The sequence below is a fragment of the Dactylosporangium sp. NPDC005555 genome (genome assembly GCF_040605635.1).
In the GTDB taxonomy this organism is placed as follows: Bacteria; Actinomycetota; Actinomycetes; order Mycobacteriales; family Micromonosporaceae; genus Dactylosporangium.
In genome coordinates, this window is sequence record NZ_JBEXDG010000046.1 from 1 (window position 1) to 16,193 (window position 16,193).

Genomic DNA, 16,193 nt, shown 5'->3' on the forward strand with positions numbered 1-16,193 from the left:
CCCGAACCGCGTCAGGATCCCGGCGTCGAGGCATACCGACACCCAAGCACAGGGGTACGACAAAACCCGGCCAACGTTACTGGACACAGCACTAGGCGGCCTGCTGCGGCTTTCGACCGGTGAGCCCCGGGATCCGTGACCGGCCGGTAGTCGACGCGCGGGGGGCGAGCCGGGACAGGGACTTCTGCGCCGGGGCGTGATTCTCGGTGTACTGGTCGTAGCGGTACTGCCCGGGGATCGAGATCGCGTCGCCGAGCGGGGCGATCAACGTGTCCTTCAGGGCGAGGACGCCGCCGAGGAGCGTGGCGTACTGCAGCGACGCGGCGTTGCGGACGCAGTAGTCGCGGGTCTGCGGGCTGAGCACGCCCGGGGTCGACAGCAGCAGCGGCCCGGAGTTGCCGCCGACCATCGCGCCGCCGGTGAGGGCGTCGAACCAGGTGGTGGCGGTGGCCACGGCCGCCACGCGGGGGCCGTCGAAGAAGAAGTCGGCGACGGCGACGGCCGTCTCGAACTCGGTGGCGCCGTAGACGGGCCAGTAGGAGAAGGTCTTCGGCCAGGACGGCATCTTGCCGGCTTTTGCGGCGTTGAGCAGCGCTCGGACGCCGGGCCCGCCGACACCGATCATTCTCGTGCCGGAGTCGTAGCCGGGCTGGAGCTTGTTGAGGTAGGCGGCGGTCGCCGCGGGCATGGTGTCGCCGGCGGTGAGGACGATGACGGTGCCCGGGTTGGCGCCGGCGGCGGCGCCCGCGGCGAGGGCGTCGTAGTACTTGAGCGACGTGGCGATGATGACCGCCGTCGGGTGCGGCTCGATCTCCTTCGCGATGGCGATCGCGGTGTCGTACTCGGTCTGGCCCCACAGCCGCACAACCGTGTAGCCGAGGGCCTTCACGGCGCTTTCGACCTTCGCGGACAGTGCGGTGGTGCCGCCGAGGAGGTACACCTTGCCACCCGGCGCCAGGATGCGCTGGATCTCGGCCTTGGTGGAGGCGTGCAGCCCGCCGGGCGGGGTGATGAGCAGCGGGGCGTTCCGGCGCACGGCGAGCGCCGAGCCGCCGAGCGCGTCGAGGTAGACGTCGTCGCGGGACAGCACGACGGCCTCGGCCTGGCTGCGGATGCCGTCGTCGACGCCGTGGTCGGCCCAGTTGTACCGCGAGGTGGCGACCGCGGTGTCCAGCGCCGTCTGGCCCCAGACCCGTTCGACGACGTTCGTGCCGACCGGCTGCCACCTGGGGCGGCCGGCGTTCTCCACGACCGTGACGACCTGCTTGGTCGTCACGTCGATCCGTTTGACCTTCGGGCTGCCGGACACGCTGGTGAAGAGGATGCTGTCGCCCTGTGGGGACCAGGCCGGGTCGCGGTTGCCGTCGCCGCCCTCGTTGGCCCTGGTGGTCAGCTGGACCTGGTTGCCGCCGTCGGCGTCGGCGAGCCAGATCTGACTGCCGGCGGAGTCGGTGCGGACGAACGCGATCCGGCTGCCGTCGGGGGAGAAGTCCGGTGCCCACCCCTTGTCGATGAGCTTCGTGAATGCGACGGGGCCGTCGTATCGGCAGATCTCGGAGTTCGCATAGTCGTTCGAGGCGTGGTGCTGGTAGATGATCGTGCCGTCGGCCGCGACCGACGCGTCCATGCTGTGCTTGCCGTCGTCCGGGATGCCGAGCGACTCACCGAACAGCCAGTTGCCACCGGCGCCGCAGATGAACAGCGTCTCGGTCCAGGAGCTGACGTTGTACCCGTTGTAGATCACGTGCTGGCCGCCGTCGGCGTACACCGGGTTCCTGCCGCCGGCGGTGGCGCTGTCGTGGAGCAGTTCGACGCGGTCGGTGCCGTCCGCTCGCACCGAGAAGGGCGAGTCGTAGTCGCCGTAGACGAACCGGCTGCCGTCGGGCGACCAGCTGCCGGTGCTGTTCTCCCGGGTGGTGGCGAGCGGACGGGCGTCGGTGCCATCCGCGGCGGCGGTCCAGAACCCGCCGGTCGACGTGAACGAGATCCTGCCGGGCTCGCCGGGCAGCGCTGCGCGTGCCGCCCGCGGCCTTCCCGGGACGGCGGCCGTGGCCGTGGCGGCCGCGACCGCCGCGAGCATGGCCGAGCGACGTGTGAGCCTGAACGACAAGGTTCCTCCCCCGAAGATGATCGGCCGGGAGTCTATTTGTCGTCGAAGTCGGCGCGGCAGGTCCGAACGGCCAGGTCCCGCTGCAGGATGCGGCCGTTGCGGCCGCGGCGGTACCCCCGCCGGTGAACGCCGTGGCGGCGGTGACGGCGGCTGCGACGGGTGGCGGTGTCACGGCGGATGCGCGGTCCGGCGGCTCCTGCGCGACGCGGCGCCGTGGTGGGGCCGGTTGTGCCGGTCGGCGCACGACGCGGCGCTGTGCGCGGGTCGGCGCACGACGCGGCGCTGTGGGGCCGGTCAGCGCACGACGCGGCGCTGTGGGCGGGTCGGGGCGGTGAGCACGGCGGCCGGTTCGAGGACGACGGCGACGCGGGCGCCGCGCAGCGGGCCGCGCTCCACGACGAGACGGCCGCCCGCGGCCTCCGCGACCCTGCGGACGATGTCCAGGCCCAGGCCGGTCGAGCCGGCGCCGCTGGAGCCGCGGCGCAACGCCTTGGCCGGGTCGGCGATGCCCGGTCCCGCGTCGTCGACGACCAGGCCGCGCGGGGACACGTGGACCTCGAAGCCGGTGCCCTCCGGCGTGTGCTGGAAGACGTTGCCGAGCATGCAGTCCACGGCCGACACCAGGTCGGACTCGGCGACCGGCACCCACACCGGCTCGTGGCCGCCGACGACCCGCCACGGGCGCTGCTGGTCCTCGGCGAGCACCGACCAGAACGCGAGCCGGTCCGCGACGACCTCGACCAGGTCGGTGCTCTCCGGCACCCGGTCCGCCGCCGACCGCCGCGCGGTCGTGATGATCTGTTCGATCTCGTCGTCGAGAGCGTCGAACGCCTGCCGCATCCGCTCCCCGATCGGGCCGGGCGGCATCGCGTCGGCGTCCAGGCGCAGCGCGGTCAGCGGCGTGCGCAGCCGGTGCGACAGGTCGGCGGCGAGCTCGCGTTCGGCGTCGGCGAAGGCGACCATCTGGTCGGCCATCCGGTTGAAGCTGCGCGCCGCGTCCCGCAGCTCCGGCGGTCCGTCCGGCTCGACCCGGGCGTGCAGGTCGCCGTCGCCGAACGCCCGCGCGCCCTCGGCGAGCTCCTTCGTGGACCGCACGATCTGCGCGCCGAGCCGGTCCGCCACCAGGGTCGAGCCGCCGATGAGGACGACCGCGAGCCCGACCAGCGCCAGCCACGCCGCGCCGACGCCCCGGCTGAGGTCGGCGTCGGAGACGTACACCTCCACGACCGCGGTCCGGTCGCCGTCCAGCACCACCGTCTGCAGGTAGGCGACGCCCCCGGGTGCGTCCACGGTGAGCGACCGGCCCTGCGACGCGGCCCGGTCCACCTCGGCGGTGGCGGCGTGGCTGGTGCCGACCGTCGGCTCCCCGAGCAGGTGCACGGCGAGGCGTCCGCTCTGCCCGGCCGGCACGGTCGCCACGGCCCGGTCCAGGGCGCCCGATCCGTTGCCCGAGGCGGACGCGAGCGCCGCCACCATCGCGTCGGCCTGATAGCGCGCCTCCGCGAGCGCGCGGTCGTGCGCGATCTCCTTGGTGACGTAGGCGAGCGGGACGAGGAACGCCAGCGCGATCATCGAGGTGATCGCGAACGACAGGCGCATCAGCGCGTTCCTCATGGCTGCGCGGGGGACTGATCCGGGTCGACGAGCATGACCCCGACCCCGCGGAAGGTCCGCAGGTATCGCGGTGCCGTCGCGCTCTCGCCGAGCTTGCGGCGCAGCCACGACACGTGCACGTCGATCGTCTGGTCCTCGCCGGAGCTGTCCGGCCGCTGCCACACCTCGGTCAGCAGCTCCCGCCGGCTCACCACCCGACCGGCCCGCTGCGCCAGATAGGCCAGCAGGTCGAACTCCTTCTTCGTAAGCTGCAGCGGCTGCCCGCCGATGGAGGCGAAGCGCTGCTGCGGATTGACGTGCAGCGTGCTGATCGTCAACCCGGCCGGCACCGCCGCGGGACCCGGCGTGCCCTGCCCGCGGCGCAGGACCGCGTTGATCCGCGCCGACATCTGCGCGCTGGAGAACGGCTTCGTCACGTAGTCGTCGGCGCCGGCGTCGAGCAGCCGGATGATGTCGCGCTCCGAGCGCCGGGCGGTGGCGACGATGACGGGCGCGTTGGAGATGCCGCGCAGCATCCGCAGCACGTCGAGGCCGTCCATGTCCGGCAGCCCGAGGTCGAGGATGACCAGGTCCGGCGGGTCGGTTGCGATGACCCGCAGCGCGGATCCGGCGTTGCCGACCGGGCGCACGACGTGGCCGGCGTCGGTCAACGCCCGGGACAGGGCGCCGGAGACGGCGACGTCGTCCTCGACGAGCAGGATCAGCGGCATGGCAACACCGTAGCGTCGAATGCCGCACAGAGATTCCTCAGTCGGGCCGAGTGGGTGAGAAGATCTGCCGGTGCGGGTCAGACGTGCGGCGGTGCCGGTGCTGCTGTGGTGCCTGGCGACCACGGCGAGCATCGCCGTCGCGTCGCTGGCGCTGCGCCCCGTGCTGCACACAGCCGTGCCGTCCGACTCGCTGCCGGTCCCGGCCGCCGAGGCCCGCGGACCGGGCGACCTGATCCCGCAGCCGGGCCTGCCGCCGCCGTCGTCCGTCGTGCCCGCCCCGCCCACGTCCGGCGGGTCGCCGGCCACGCCCCGCACCTCCGGTGCCGCCACCCCGCCGCCGGCGAAGGTCACGACCGCCGCCCCGGCCCGCGTCGTCGACGGCTGGACGGTGACGACCGGCGGCGACGGCGTCGACACATTCCTGCGCTCGTTCCGCTCCGAGGGCGGCGACGCGGTCATCCGCATCCGAGACGGCGCCGTCTCCCTCGTCACCGCCACGCCCCGCGACGGCTATTCGGTGTCGCGGGGGCAGACGGAGCCGAACAGGCTCGTCGTGCAGTTCATCTCCAACGGCGGCGCCGCCGCCTACCTCGTCGACGCCATGTGGTGGCAGGGCGCCCCGCACGGCACCGTCACCCGCATCGGGACCTGACCTTCCCGCGTCGCCGTGCCGTCCGAGCGCGAAGGCCCAACCGCCCACGAAAACCAGGTGGCCTGAACCACCACGACGACCCTGGCCGTCGAACGGGTCAAGCCCCCTGACTGTTCGGCACACCCGGCCCCGGCACCTGTCGGGAGCCTCCACGACGGCTCGATGTGCAGACTGTCCGGTACTCAGAGTGGGCGAAACGGGCATGGGTCGCCGTCCGGGTCGCATGCTGAGCACGCAGACGGCGGCCCGGTGCAGGCCGGTGCGATAGCTGTCCAGGCTGACGTCGTCGCGGCGGTGCTGCACCTGTCCGGCCGCGAACCGTTGACCGACCCTGGCCCGCTCGTCGACGCGCGAGTGATCTTCTGATCGGAGCGTTCGTCGGTGCCGGTGTCGCTGGCGCGCAGGCGGGCAATCGGATGACATGCGGCCAGTCCCGGGCAGCGACCATGGTCCGCATCGCGGCGCTGAGGTGGGTGTTGAGGTTGTCCCGGATCAGCACGATCGGTCCGGCGAAGCTGCGTCGTTCGCCTTCGCGTCCACGATGGACGATGGTGCGGTAGATGAGCCGGGACCGCTGGCCGGGCTTGATACACCCGAGGCCCGCGATCGAGTTCCGCCCCCATCCCTTGCCAGACACCGGGATCACCGGCGTCCTGCCGCGACGGCCCCAGGTCCGGGCCTTCGGTGGGTGCAGCGTCTGACCGGCTTCGTCCTCGAAGACGATCCACGCATCGCGCTGCGCCGCCTCGTCACATTCGACCGCGCGGTGCGCGGACCGAGCCGAGGTCGGCGACGCCCGGTTCGCCAGCAAAGGTCACAACGTCAAACCGGAAACGCTTCATGGTGATGGGCCACCGAGCAGGAACGGCGCGAGCAGTTCGTCGGCCCGGCGGCGGATCGTGCGTGGGTCGTCGCCGGACTCGATCAGGCGGGACGCCGCATAGACCACTGAGTTGATCAATTCCGCGGTCGTTGCGGGGTCTGGCAGGTTCAACGCGGTCAATGCTTCAACGAGCGGGGTGGAGAGCTGTTCGTGCATGGTCCGGGTGCTGGTGTCCAGGTGCTGACCTGGCGCGACAGCGGCGAGCGCCCTGGCGACCGCATGCTCGCCGTCTGCGACGAGGCGCAGATTGGCGTCGACATAGGCCAGCACCTGCTCTCCTGGGGCACCGGCCGCTGCCATCGCGTCGGACACGCGCGCCGACCAGCGGGGAAACACGTCGGCGACGAGGGCGTCGAGGAGATCCTGGCGTGATCGGAAGTACTCGTAGACCGAGGTTCGGGCAAGCCCTGCCCTGCTGGCGACGGCCGCCAGGGACGGGGCTTGCCCGGAATCCTCGGCGAGGATCGCGCGGGCCGCGTCGAGCAGCGCTCGGTGTTGGGCGGCACGGTGCTCGGCAACCGTCGGCGCCAAGATGCGCGGCAACCCGGGTCTCCTCTCTCGGCCGTTCAGTCGGGCAGCTGCCCATCGACCATTTCTAGCACCCGATCGCAGTGCTCCAGCACGTCGGTGTCGTGCGTGACCATCACGGTGGCGACTGCCGATCGTTTCGTCTCGCGGGCGAGGAGCTGGACGACCTCGTGGCTGCGGGTGCGGTCCAGTGCCGCCGTGGGTTCGTCGACCAGCAGCAGTGATGGGCGGCTCATGAGGGCGCGAGCGATACCGACGCGTTGACGTTCGCCGCCGGAGAGCTGGTGCGGCCGGCGATGGGCCTTGTCGGCCATGTCGACGGCGGCGAGCAGTTGCTGCGGGTCGGGCGCGTCGGAGCGGCGGCCGATGTGGTTCACGAGGCGGAGCTGGTCGATCGCGGTCAGTGCCGGAATGAGGTTGCCGCTCTGGAACACGAAACCGATGTGGTCACGGCGATAGGCAGCGCGGGCGGCGGGCTTCATGGTGGACATGGTGTCGCCGTCGACGGTCACAGTCCCCTCGTCGGGGGTGGTCAGGCCGCCGGCGACGGCGAGCAGGCTGGACTTGCCCGCGCCTGACGGCCCCACCACGGCGACCAGTTCACCGGGGGCGACGGTCAGGTTCACCGAGTCCAGGGCGGTGATGAGGCCGTCACCATCGCCGAGGCGCAGCGTGACTCCGGTCAGGCAGAGTCCGGTGCGGGTGGTGCGCGGTGCGGTTGTGGCGCGGTTCATCGTTGTCCTCCCAGTGCGGCCAGCGGGTTGACGGCGGCGATACGGATGATGGCGCTTGCCGCGCCGAGGAGGCCAAGGACGATCAGGAGCGCTCCGGCGAGGATCACCGACGGCGCCTCGAGGGTGAACGGTGCTCCGCCGCCGACGAGGGCGCCGACGCCGAGGCCGGCCAGCACTCCCACGGCGCTGGCCATGACGAGGATGATCAACGCTTGGGCGAGTCCGTCACAGAGCAGGTAGGTCCGGGAGGCGCCCATCGCACGCAGCACCGCCAGTTCGTGCTTGCGGTGGATGGTCCAGACGGTGAAGAACGCACCGACGACCAGGCCCGAGATCGCGTAGAGGAAGACCTGGATAAGCGTCAGTGTCGAGGTCTCCGCGGTGTAGCCGGGGGAGGCTCCGAAGGACTCGACCAGGGTGACGCTGGTGGTGCCCGCCGCTTCGTCACCCGCAGCGAGATCCAGCGAGGCGCCGTCCCTGGCCTTGACGGCGACCGCGGTCGCCTCCGTGAGCACCTCCGAGCGGACCTCGCTGTCTGCCCGTGCACCGGCGTGAATCAGCCGCCAGGTCGGCAGCGGGACGTATGCGACGTCGACGTGACCGAACGTGTGCTGCTCGCCGGTCGCGCCGATCACGGTGAGCCGGGTCCCGAGCCGGTCGATCGTCACCGTGTCACCGACCCGCAGCCCGGCATCGAGTGCGGTCCTCGACACGACCAGGCCGTCCATGGGCCCCAACCCGACGCCCGTGCGCACCGCGGGCGCCAGGAACGACCCTGAATTCACCCCGAACAGGGCCAGGTCAATCGGCACGCCCGAGCCGCTGTGCGCATTGACCAGCAGGTTGCCGAACGGCTCGGCCGCCGCGACATCGGGCCGTGCACGCCAGGCATCGACCTGCGCCGCACCCACGACGCTGCGCGAGAACGCCCCGTCCAGCTTCGTGCCCTCCGCGAACGCGAAAGCGGTTACCGGCAGCTTCTTCAACCCGGACACGCCATCGTTGACCAGGCCCGACGACAAGCCCGACAGCAGCACCATCAGCACCGCGATCAGGGCGACCACGCCACCCATCATCAAAAACCGGGAACGCGCGAACCACAACTCACGTAACGCCAAGAACATGTTGCCCTCCCACCATCGACCGATCTTTGCCGACACGGCGTCGGCAATGATACCGACGCCACGTCGGCAAGACTTGGCGGGGTCCAGTTCCCGTAGGTACGGCAGCGGAGGACCGTCAGATCGGCGGGCGTGTCGACGTGGCGTGGTACACAGGCAATGACGTCTCCCGGGTAGGTACCAGCGTGATCGACATCGGCGAGGTCACCAGCGCGGTCGTGCCGTTCGTTTCCGCGGCGGTCGGCGCATACGGGACGGCCGTCGTCCAGCGGGTCGTCGACCAGGCCGGCGACGCGACCGCGGACGCGACCGTCGGCGTCGGGCGGCGGGTCCTGCGCCGGCTGTTCCTGTCCGGGCGCGGCGCCCAGATCGAGGATGCCGTCGCGGACCTCGGCACGGCACCGGCCGACGAGGACCTCGCCGACCTCGTGCGGGCGCAGATCAGCGCGGCCCTCGCCAGGGACCCGGAGCTGGCCGCCGAGATCGCCGGCATGCTCCCGGACAGGCCCGGCGTCACGATCGTGAACTCCCGCGGTGTGCAGGTCGGCGACCACAACACGCAGACCAACCACTTCGGTGCGTGATCTGCGGAAAAACTGTTATCCGCGGCGCTGGAGAACGTCGGGGCGATCAGGGCAAATCTTAAAGTTCGTCTAATCCAATCCGCAGGTTGCGGCGCTTACCGTCGATGCGTGACCACCGCCCGGACGGTTGCGGGACCGCCACCCGCCACCATGCCGCCGCCCGCCCATCGGGCCCGCGGCGCGGGCGTCGTGTCCACCGGCCTCCACGGGGTGCATCGTGCCCGTGGGGACCGCTCCGCGGTCGCGCCCAGCGCCGCGGCGTCGTCGGCCGGGGCCGCCACCCCTGCCGCGGCGGACCGCCCTCCCCGCCGCGGCCGGGGTGGCGCCCGGTGACGTCGGAACGCCCTGCCACCGACGTCCCCACGTCACCCACGGCCACCGGCACCGAGGGGGAGCCGGCGCCCGAGGCCACCGAGGCCACCGAAGCGCCGACGGAGCAGGCACCGCCGAAACCCGTCGTGAAGCCGGCCGTGAAGCCGGCCGTGGCGAAGAAGCCCGGCGTCGCGAAGAAGACCACCGTCCCGACAACGACAACGACAACGACAACGACAGCGGCGGACGGCGACGCGGAGGACCGCGGCCGGGACGTGTGGCGGCGGGTCGGGGCGGTCGTGATCGTGCTCGTGGCCGCGTTCGCCGTGGTGATCCTCTGGGCGCGGCCCGCGCACGAGCCGGTGGCACCCACCGGGCAGCGCAGCTCCGCACCGGTCGCGGTGACGACGCTCAACCCGACCGACATCGCGTACCTGCAGCTGATGATCTCCCTGGACACCAGCGCGGCGCAGCTGTTCGACCTCATCGTCGCCGGGGGCGACCCGGTGCTGACGCCGATCGCGCGGACCGCCGCCGACGGGCACAAGACCGAGCTCGCCGCGCTGCGCAAGGCGCTCACCGACGGCGGCGCGGTCGAGGACTCCAGCATCCACGCCGGGCACGACCTGCCCGGGATGGTCGTCGACGCGGACATGGCCGCGATCCGGGCGCTGCCCGTCGCGCAGCAGCCGGCGAAGATCGCCGAGGTGCTCCGCGACCACCTGACCGGCACGACCGCGCTGTGCGGCTCGGAGGCGAAGAACGGCTCCGACCCCGCGACCAAGGCCACCGCCGAGCAGGTCCTCGCCGCGCACGGCGCGTTGCTGGCACAGCTTCCGACGATGTAACTTTCGCCCCGCTCACCGTGCTGAGCTGCGGTGTTCTTCGTACCGTCGCAGCAACCACGACACGTGCGACGACCGCTCCTAGCGTCGGCCACGCCGTCCGCACTCCGGATGGCTGTCCACCGACAGGAGCGTGTCGTGAGAAGACTCTGGGCCGCCGTCGCGGCCAGCAGCATGGCCGTCGTCGGCGCGGTCGCCGTCATCGGGCTCAACAGCACGGCGGAGGCGGCCGTCGGCGGCACCGGCACCGGCTACCTGAGCACCCGCGGCAACCAGATCATCGACGCCGGCGGCAACCCGGTGCGCCTGACCGGCCTCAACTGGTTCGGCATGGAGACCGACAACAAGACGTTCCACGGCCTGTGGGCCCGCCCGTGGCGCGACCACATCGACCAGATGGCGAGCCTCGGCTACAACACGCTGCGGGTGCCGTTCTCCGAGGACGCCCTGAAGCCCGGCGCGACCGCCAACAGTGTCGACGGCTACACCAACCCCGACCTGCAGGGCCTGACCCCGCTGCAGATCCTCGACAAGGTGGTCGCCTACGCCGGTACGAAGGGCATGCGCATCCTGCTGGACCGGCACCGCCCGACGAGCGCGGGGCAGAGCGCCCTGTGGTACGTCGCGGCGACGCCCGAGTCGACGTGGATCAGCAACTGGCGCTCGCTCGCCCAGCACTACGCGAACAACCCGACCGTCGTCGGCGCCGACCTGCACAACGAGCCGCACGCCGACGGCACGGACCCGAACGGCACCGGCTCGTGCTGGGGCTGCGGCGACGTGAACCGCGACTGGCGCCTCGCCGCCGAACGCGCCGGCAACGCCATCCTCGAGGTGAACCCCAACTGGCTCATCGTCGTCGAGGGCGTCAGCTGCACCAGCGGCGGCAACGCGAACGCGTGGGACAACATCCCCGACGAGCCCTGCGGCTGGTGGGGCGGCAACCTGTCCAAGGCCGGCCAGTTCCCGGTCCGCCTCAACAAGCCGAACAAGCTCGTCTACTCCGCGCACGAGTACGGCAACTCCGTCTACCACCAGGCGTGGTTCGACGACCCGGCGTTCCCCAACAACCTCCCCGCCATCTGGGACCAGTTCTGGGGCTACCTGGAGAAGCAGAACATCGCGCCGGTGCTGGTCGGCGAGTTCGGCTCGACGCTGCAGAGCCCGCAGGACGTGCTGTGGCTGAAGAAGCTCATGGAGTACATGGGCACCGGCGTCACCGGCATGGACTTCACCTACTGGTCGTGGAACCCGAACTCCGGCGACACCGGTGGCATCGTCGCCGATGACTGGAAGACGGTGAACCAGCAGAAGCAGTCGATCCTGCAGCCGTACCTGATCCCGCCGGTCGGCGGCACGGGCCCGACCGGCTCGGCCTCCGCGTCGAGGTCGACGTCTGCCTCGCCGTCGACGAACCCGGGTGGCATCTCCTGCACCGCGACGGTCCGCATCGACAACACGTGGCAGGGCGGCTACCAGGCCTCGATCACGGTGAAGAACACCGGCTCGTCGGCCGTGAGCCCGTTCTCCATCACGTGGACGGTGCCGTCCGGGGTGACGCTGGGCAGCGGCTGGAACGCCACGGTGACCCAGTCCGGCACCACGATCACCGCGGCCGGTCCCTCGTGGGCGCCGTCGCTCGCGGCGGGCGCCTCGGTGACGATCGGCTACACCGCCAACGGCCCGTCGACCCCGGCCCCGACCAACATCAAGCTCAACGGCGTCGCCTGCTCCTGACGGTGCCTTCCGCCGCCGTGCCGGCCCTCACTCGCATGGGCCGGTGCGGCGGCTTCAGCGGGCGCAGTCCAGTGCGATGCTGTGCCCGCCCGAGCACTGCGGCACTCGCCCGCCACGCGATCCTCATACGCGCATGAGCCGGGCGGCCAGGGACCGGCGGCCAGGTCCCGCCGTCGCGGCGCTACTGGACGCGGTAGCGGGCGACCAGGTCGTCCATGAGCTTGTCGAGGCGGTCGTCGACGATCTGGCGGGACGGGTCCTCGTCGAACCACGACACGATCTCGCGGGCGCCCACGTGGAACGGGACGGTGGCCACGTAGTCGGGGACGAGGGTGCGCAGCTTGCTGTTGTCGAAGACCATCGAGTGGGCCTTGTCGCCGAGGAGGCCGGCGCCCCACTCGGGGTCGGCGGCGGCGATCGCGTCGGACGGGACGTGCACGAGGTCGGCGGTGACGCCGAGGGCGGCGGCCATGTGCTCGGCGATCTGGTTCCAGGTCAGGACGTCGTCGCTGGTGATCTGGAAGACGTCGCCGATCGCGCGGGGGTGGCCGAGCAGCGGCACGAAGCCCTTCGCGAAGTCGGTGTGGTGGGTGAGGGTCCACAGGGACGTGCCGTCGCCGTGGATGACGACCTCGCGGCCCTGGCGCATGCGGGCCAGTGCCGTCCAGCCGCCGTCGAAGGGGACCAGGGTCCGGTCATACGTGTGGGACGGCCGCACGATCGTGGCCGGGAACCCGGAGTCCCGATACGAGCGCACCAGGAGGTCCTCGCAGGCGATCTTGTCGCGGCTGTACTGCCAGAAGGGGTTGCGCAGCGGTGAGGACTCCACGACGGGCAGCCGGGCCGGCGGGGTCTGGTAGGCCGACGCGGAGCTGATGAACACGTACTGCCCGGTGCGGCCCCGGAACAGCTCGATGTCGGCCTGCACGTGTGCGGGGGTGAAGGCGACCCAGTCCACGACGGCGTCGAACGTGTGCCCGGCCAGATCGAACGACGAAGGGTCCCGGATGTCGCCGCGCAGGACCGTGACCTCAGAAGGCAGCGGGCGGGTGGCGCTGGTGCCACGGTTGAGCACATACAGGTCGATGCCACGCTGCACGGCCAGGGCGGTGCAGGCGGAGCTGATGATGCCGCTGCCGCCGATGAACAGGACCTTCAACTCAGCTCTCCACCCATCCGTGGGTCCGTGCGAAGCTCACCAGGTGCTGACGCGCCTGGGCGATCTGGCTGCCGGTCAGTGACGGGACGTGCTGGATGAGCAGCTCGGTCACCTCGGCGGAGAACTCACGGCTGCTGAGCACGTCGCACAGGCCGTCGTCGTCGCCGGGCTCCGCGTCGTCGGCGTCCGCGTCGTGTGCGGGGCGGGCGGCGGCGCGGGTGTGCTCGCGGCGGGCCGGGGCGTCCAGGATGCGCACCATGGCGACCTTCAGGCCGCGCTCGCCCTCCTCGACCTCGTATTCGACGCGCATGCCGGGATGCACGAGGTGCCGCTGCTCACCGAAGTCGTTGGCGTGGACGAACACGTCCTCGCCTCCCGCGTTGGGTGCGATGAACCCGTAACCGCGCACCTCGTCGAACCGCAGAATTCTGCCTGTCTCCACCACGACCACCACCAGCCATCGAACCGGCCCGCGTCCGCAGGGTCCGGCACATCAGAGCATAGGACCACCGAGGCGCTTCTTCTGCACCTTGCCCATGGCGTTGCGGGGGAGCGACTCGACCAGGTGCACGACGCGAGGTCGTTTGTGCACGGAGAGGTGACGGGCGACGAAGTCCTCCAGCTCGCGCTCGGCGACCGCGGCGGAGACGACGACGTAGGCGGTGACGGCCTGGCCGAGGTCCGCGTGCGGGGTGCCGATCACGGCCGCCTCACGGACCGCGGGATGCGCGAGGAGCGCGTCCTCGACCTCGCCGGCGCCGATGCGGTAGCCGCCGGACTTGATGAGGTCGGTGGAGGCGCGGCCGACGATGCGGTGCCACCCGTCCGGGTCCTTGCGGGCGATGTCCCCGGTGCGGAACCAGCCGTCCTCCAGGTCGGCCGTCTGGTGGACGTACCGCCGCAGCAGCATCGGACCGCGCACCCAGAGCTCACCGATGGCGCCGTCCTCGGCGGCGACCCGGGTCTCCACGCCGCGCACGGGGAAGCCCACGTGGCCGGCACGGCGCGGGCCGTCAGCGCGGCTGCTGATCGTGATCAGCGTTTCGGTCATGCCGTAGCGCTCGACCGGTGCGTGCCCGGTGAGGGCGTGCAGCCGGTCGAACACGGGCACGGGCAGGGCGGCGCTGCCGGACACGAGGAGCCTGGCGCGTGAGAGCGCACGGGCCGCCGCGGGCTGCGCGCACACCCGCGACCAGACGGTCGGCACGCCGAAGTAGAGGGTCCCACCGGCGGCGGCATACCGCTCAGGCTCCGGTTTCCGCGTGTGTACGAGCGGCGAGCCCGCCCGCAGCGCACCCAGCACCCCGAGGACGAGCCCGTGCACGTGGAACAGGGGCAGCCCGTGCACGAGCCGGTCACCGGCGGTCCAGTCCCACGCGTCGGCGACGGCGTCCACGCCGGCTTCGAGGGACGCGTGCGTGTGCACGACGCCCTTCGGCGCGCCGGTGGTGCCCGAGGTGTACATGATGAGCGCCGGGTCCTCGGGTGCCGGCTCGGGCAGGCTGATCGAGGAGCGGCGGCTGACGTCGACCGTGTCCAGCAGGACCGCGCCCGAGTCGCTGAGGATGTGCGCGCGCTCGGCGTGGCCGGCGTCGGACGGCACGGGCACGACGGCGGCGCCGGCGAGGAGGCCGCCGACGATCGCGACGACCGTTTCGAGCGACGGGGTCGCGTCGACGGCGACGGTGGCCGCGCCGCGCACGTCGGCGGCGACGGCGAGGGCCGCGCCCAGCAGGGCCTCGGACGACAGGGTGCGGCCGGCGACGGTCACCGCGTCGGGCCGGTCGGTGGATCCCGGGCCGGTGGTGCCGGCGAGCAGACGCATGGCGACCATCCTCCCATTTCGTGATGCGACGATGTCTTGACACCTGCTTTTGTGAGCGTTAACACTGTCCCGAGCAACACCCCCGCCACCGGCTTGAAACGATTCTGTGCTTTCAAGTCGGCCCACGACCGAGACGCCCACAGATTTATGCCGGCACCGTTGATAGCGCTCACACGAGGCGTCACCGGGCGCTGCACCCTGCGCACACGTGGAGGACACCCCAGATGAAGTTCCCCAGAGCATTGGCCGCCGCCGGCCTCGGCCTGGCCGTGGCGCTGAGCGTCACCGCGTGCGGCTCGGCGGAGAAGACCGCGGACAAGGAGGCCGGCGCGGCTGCCGGTGCCGGCAGCCTCATCGGCGTGACCATGCCGACGAAGTCGTCCGAGCGGTGGATCGCCGACGGCAACAACGTCAAGGCGGCCCTGGAGAAGCTCGGCTACAAGGTCGACCTGCAGTACGCGGAGAACGACATCCCGACCCAGGTCAACCAGATCGAGAACCAGATCACCAAGGGCGCGAAGCTGCTCATCATCGCCTCGATCGACGGCACCGCGATCACCACCCAGCTGCAGCAGGCGGCGGACAAGAAGATCCCGGTCATCGCCTACGACCGGCTGATCCGCAAGTCGCCCAACGTCGACTACTACGCCACGTTCGACAACTACAAGGTCGGTGTGCAGCAGGCTACCTCGCTGCTGGTGGGTCTGGGCCTGAAGAAGGAGGACGGCACCGACGGCACGGCCACCGGCCCGTTCAACATCGAGCTGTTCGCGGGCTCGCCCGACGACAACAACGCCACGTTCTTCTTCAACGGGGCGATGGACACGCTCAAGCCGTACATCGACAAGGGCACGCTCGTCGTGAAGTCCACCCAGACCGACTTCAAGACCGTCGCCATCCTCCGGTGGGACCCCGCCACGGCGCAGAAGCGCATGGAGGACATCATCACCAAGACGTACGTCGGCGGCACCAAGGTCCAGGGCGTCCTGTCGCCCTACGACGGCCTGTCGATCGGCATCCTGTCCGCGCTGAAGAGCAGCGGCTACGGCACCGCCGGCCAGCCCTACCCGATCGTCACCGGGCAGGACGCGGAGAAGGCGTCGGTGAAGTCCATCATCGCCGGTGAGCAGTACGCGACGATCTACAAGGACACCCGCAAGCTCGCCGACGTCACCGTCAAGATGGCCGACGCGGTCCTCAAGGGCGGCAAGCCGGAGACCAACAACACCAAGGACTACGACAACGGCAACAAGGTCGTCCCGTCGTACCTCCTCGAACCGGTCATCGTCTACAAGTCCAACTACAAGTCGGTGCTCATCGACTCCGGCTACTACACCGAGAACGACGTCAAGTAACCATGTCTCCGGCACAGTCCGACG

Annotated in this window: 15 protein-coding genes; 6 read left to right on the forward strand and 9 right to left on the reverse strand. The window is 71.1% G+C overall.

The window, feature by feature from the left end; translation table 11 throughout:
- Positions 1–91 precede the first annotated feature (91 nt).
- The 3 genes from ABZS58_RS36470 to ABZS58_RS36480 form a co-directional block, all read right to left on the reverse strand.
- On the reverse strand, positions 92–2,110 hold the full coding sequence (locus tag ABZS58_RS36470) for a cell wall-binding repeat-containing protein (protein WP_354787866.1): 2,019 nt from the start codon (positions 2,108–2,110) through the stop codon (positions 92–94).
- Between the two features lie 294 nt (positions 2,111–2,404).
- Positions 2,405–3,724: a HAMP domain-containing sensor histidine kinase gene (locus ABZS58_RS36475; protein WP_354787868.1), complete on the reverse strand. Its 1,320-nt coding sequence runs from the start codon at positions 3,722–3,724 to the stop codon at positions 2,405–2,407.
- Positions 3,721–4,434 (reverse strand): response regulator transcription factor, encoded by a 714-nt coding sequence (locus tag ABZS58_RS36480; protein ID WP_354787869.1) that lies wholly within the window; start codon positions 4,432–4,434, stop codon positions 3,721–3,723. Before ABZS58_RS36480 ends, ABZS58_RS36475 begins: the two co-directional genes overlap by 4 nt.
- A gap of 70 nt (positions 4,435–4,504) precedes the next feature.
- Here ABZS58_RS36480 and ABZS58_RS36485 point away from each other — a divergent pair, with 70 nt between their 5' ends.
- Positions 4,505–5,086: a DNA mismatch repair protein MutL gene (locus ABZS58_RS36485; protein ID WP_354787870.1), complete on the forward strand. Its 582-nt coding sequence runs from the start codon at positions 4,505–4,507 to the stop codon at positions 5,084–5,086.
- A gap of 838 nt (positions 5,087–5,924) precedes the next feature.
- Here the strand turns inward: ABZS58_RS36485 and ABZS58_RS36490 are convergent.
- From ABZS58_RS36490 to ABZS58_RS36500, 3 genes are read right to left on the reverse strand one after another with little or no spacing between them, the layout of a single operon-like run.
- Complete coding sequence (locus ABZS58_RS36490) at positions 5,925–6,512, reverse strand: TetR/AcrR family transcriptional regulator (protein ID WP_354787871.1); 588 nt, start codon at positions 6,510–6,512, stop codon at positions 5,925–5,927.
- 23 nt (positions 6,513–6,535) lie between these two features.
- Entirely contained in the window at positions 6,536–7,231 is a 696-nt protein-coding gene (locus ABZS58_RS36495) for an ABC transporter ATP-binding protein (protein ID WP_354787873.1), read from the reverse strand.
- Positions 7,228–8,391, reverse strand: a complete 1,164-nt coding sequence (locus ABZS58_RS36500) for an ABC transporter permease (RefSeq protein ID WP_354787874.1) — start codon at positions 8,389–8,391, stop codon at positions 7,228–7,230. Before ABZS58_RS36500 ends, ABZS58_RS36495 begins: the two co-directional genes overlap by 4 nt.
- Positions 8,392–8,537: 146 nt before the next feature.
- Between ABZS58_RS36500 and ABZS58_RS36505 the strand changes: the two genes are divergently transcribed.
- The 4 genes from ABZS58_RS36505 to ABZS58_RS36520 all read left to right on the forward strand — a co-directional run bounded on the left by ABZS58_RS36505 (position 8,538) and on the right by ABZS58_RS36520 (position 11,830).
- Positions 8,538–8,936: an RIP homotypic interaction motif-containing protein gene (locus ABZS58_RS36505; RefSeq protein WP_354787875.1), complete on the forward strand. Its 399-nt coding sequence runs from the start codon at positions 8,538–8,540 to the stop codon at positions 8,934–8,936.
- A 108-nt stretch (positions 8,937–9,044) separates the two neighbouring features.
- Positions 9,045–9,269, forward strand: coding sequence for a hypothetical protein (locus tag ABZS58_RS36510; RefSeq protein ID WP_354787876.1), 225 nt, complete (start codon positions 9,045–9,047; stop codon positions 9,267–9,269).
- Positions 9,266–10,096: a hypothetical protein gene (locus ABZS58_RS36515; protein ID WP_354787878.1), complete on the forward strand. Its 831-nt coding sequence runs from the start codon at positions 9,266–9,268 to the stop codon at positions 10,094–10,096. The genes ABZS58_RS36510 and ABZS58_RS36515 overlap by 4 nt, the downstream gene beginning before the upstream one ends.
- 171 nt (positions 10,097–10,267) lie before the next feature.
- On the forward strand, positions 10,268–11,830 hold the full coding sequence (locus ABZS58_RS36520; protein ID WP_354787980.1) for a cellulase family glycosylhydrolase: 1,563 nt from the start codon (positions 10,268–10,270) through the stop codon (positions 11,828–11,830).
- A 181-nt stretch (positions 11,831–12,011) separates the two neighbouring features.
- Here the strand turns inward: ABZS58_RS36520 and ABZS58_RS36525 are convergent, their stop codons facing one another.
- The 3 genes from ABZS58_RS36525 to ABZS58_RS36535 are packed head-to-tail and all read right to left on the reverse strand — an operon-like array spanning position 12,012 to position 14,814.
- On the reverse strand, positions 12,012–12,989 hold the full coding sequence (locus ABZS58_RS36525; protein ID WP_354787880.1) for an NAD-dependent epimerase/dehydratase family protein: 978 nt from the start codon (positions 12,987–12,989) through the stop codon (positions 12,012–12,014).
- A 1-nt stretch (position 12,990) separates the two neighbouring features.
- Positions 12,991–13,434 (reverse strand): cold shock domain-containing protein, encoded by a 444-nt coding sequence (locus ABZS58_RS36530; protein WP_354787881.1) that lies wholly within the window; start codon positions 13,432–13,434, stop codon positions 12,991–12,993.
- A 48-nt stretch (positions 13,435–13,482) separates the two neighbouring features.
- On the reverse strand, positions 13,483–14,814 hold the full coding sequence (locus tag ABZS58_RS36535; protein ID WP_354787882.1) for an AMP-binding protein: 1,332 nt from the start codon (positions 14,812–14,814) through the stop codon (positions 13,483–13,485).
- A 224-nt stretch (positions 14,815–15,038) separates the two neighbouring features.
- Here ABZS58_RS36535 and chvE point away from each other — a divergent pair, with 224 nt between their 5' ends.
- A complete protein-coding gene (gene chvE / locus ABZS58_RS36540) occupies positions 15,039–16,169 on the forward strand; it encodes a multiple monosaccharide ABC transporter substrate-binding protein (protein WP_354787883.1) in 1,131 nt (376 codons plus the stop codon).
- Positions 16,170–16,193: the final 24 nt, after the last annotated feature.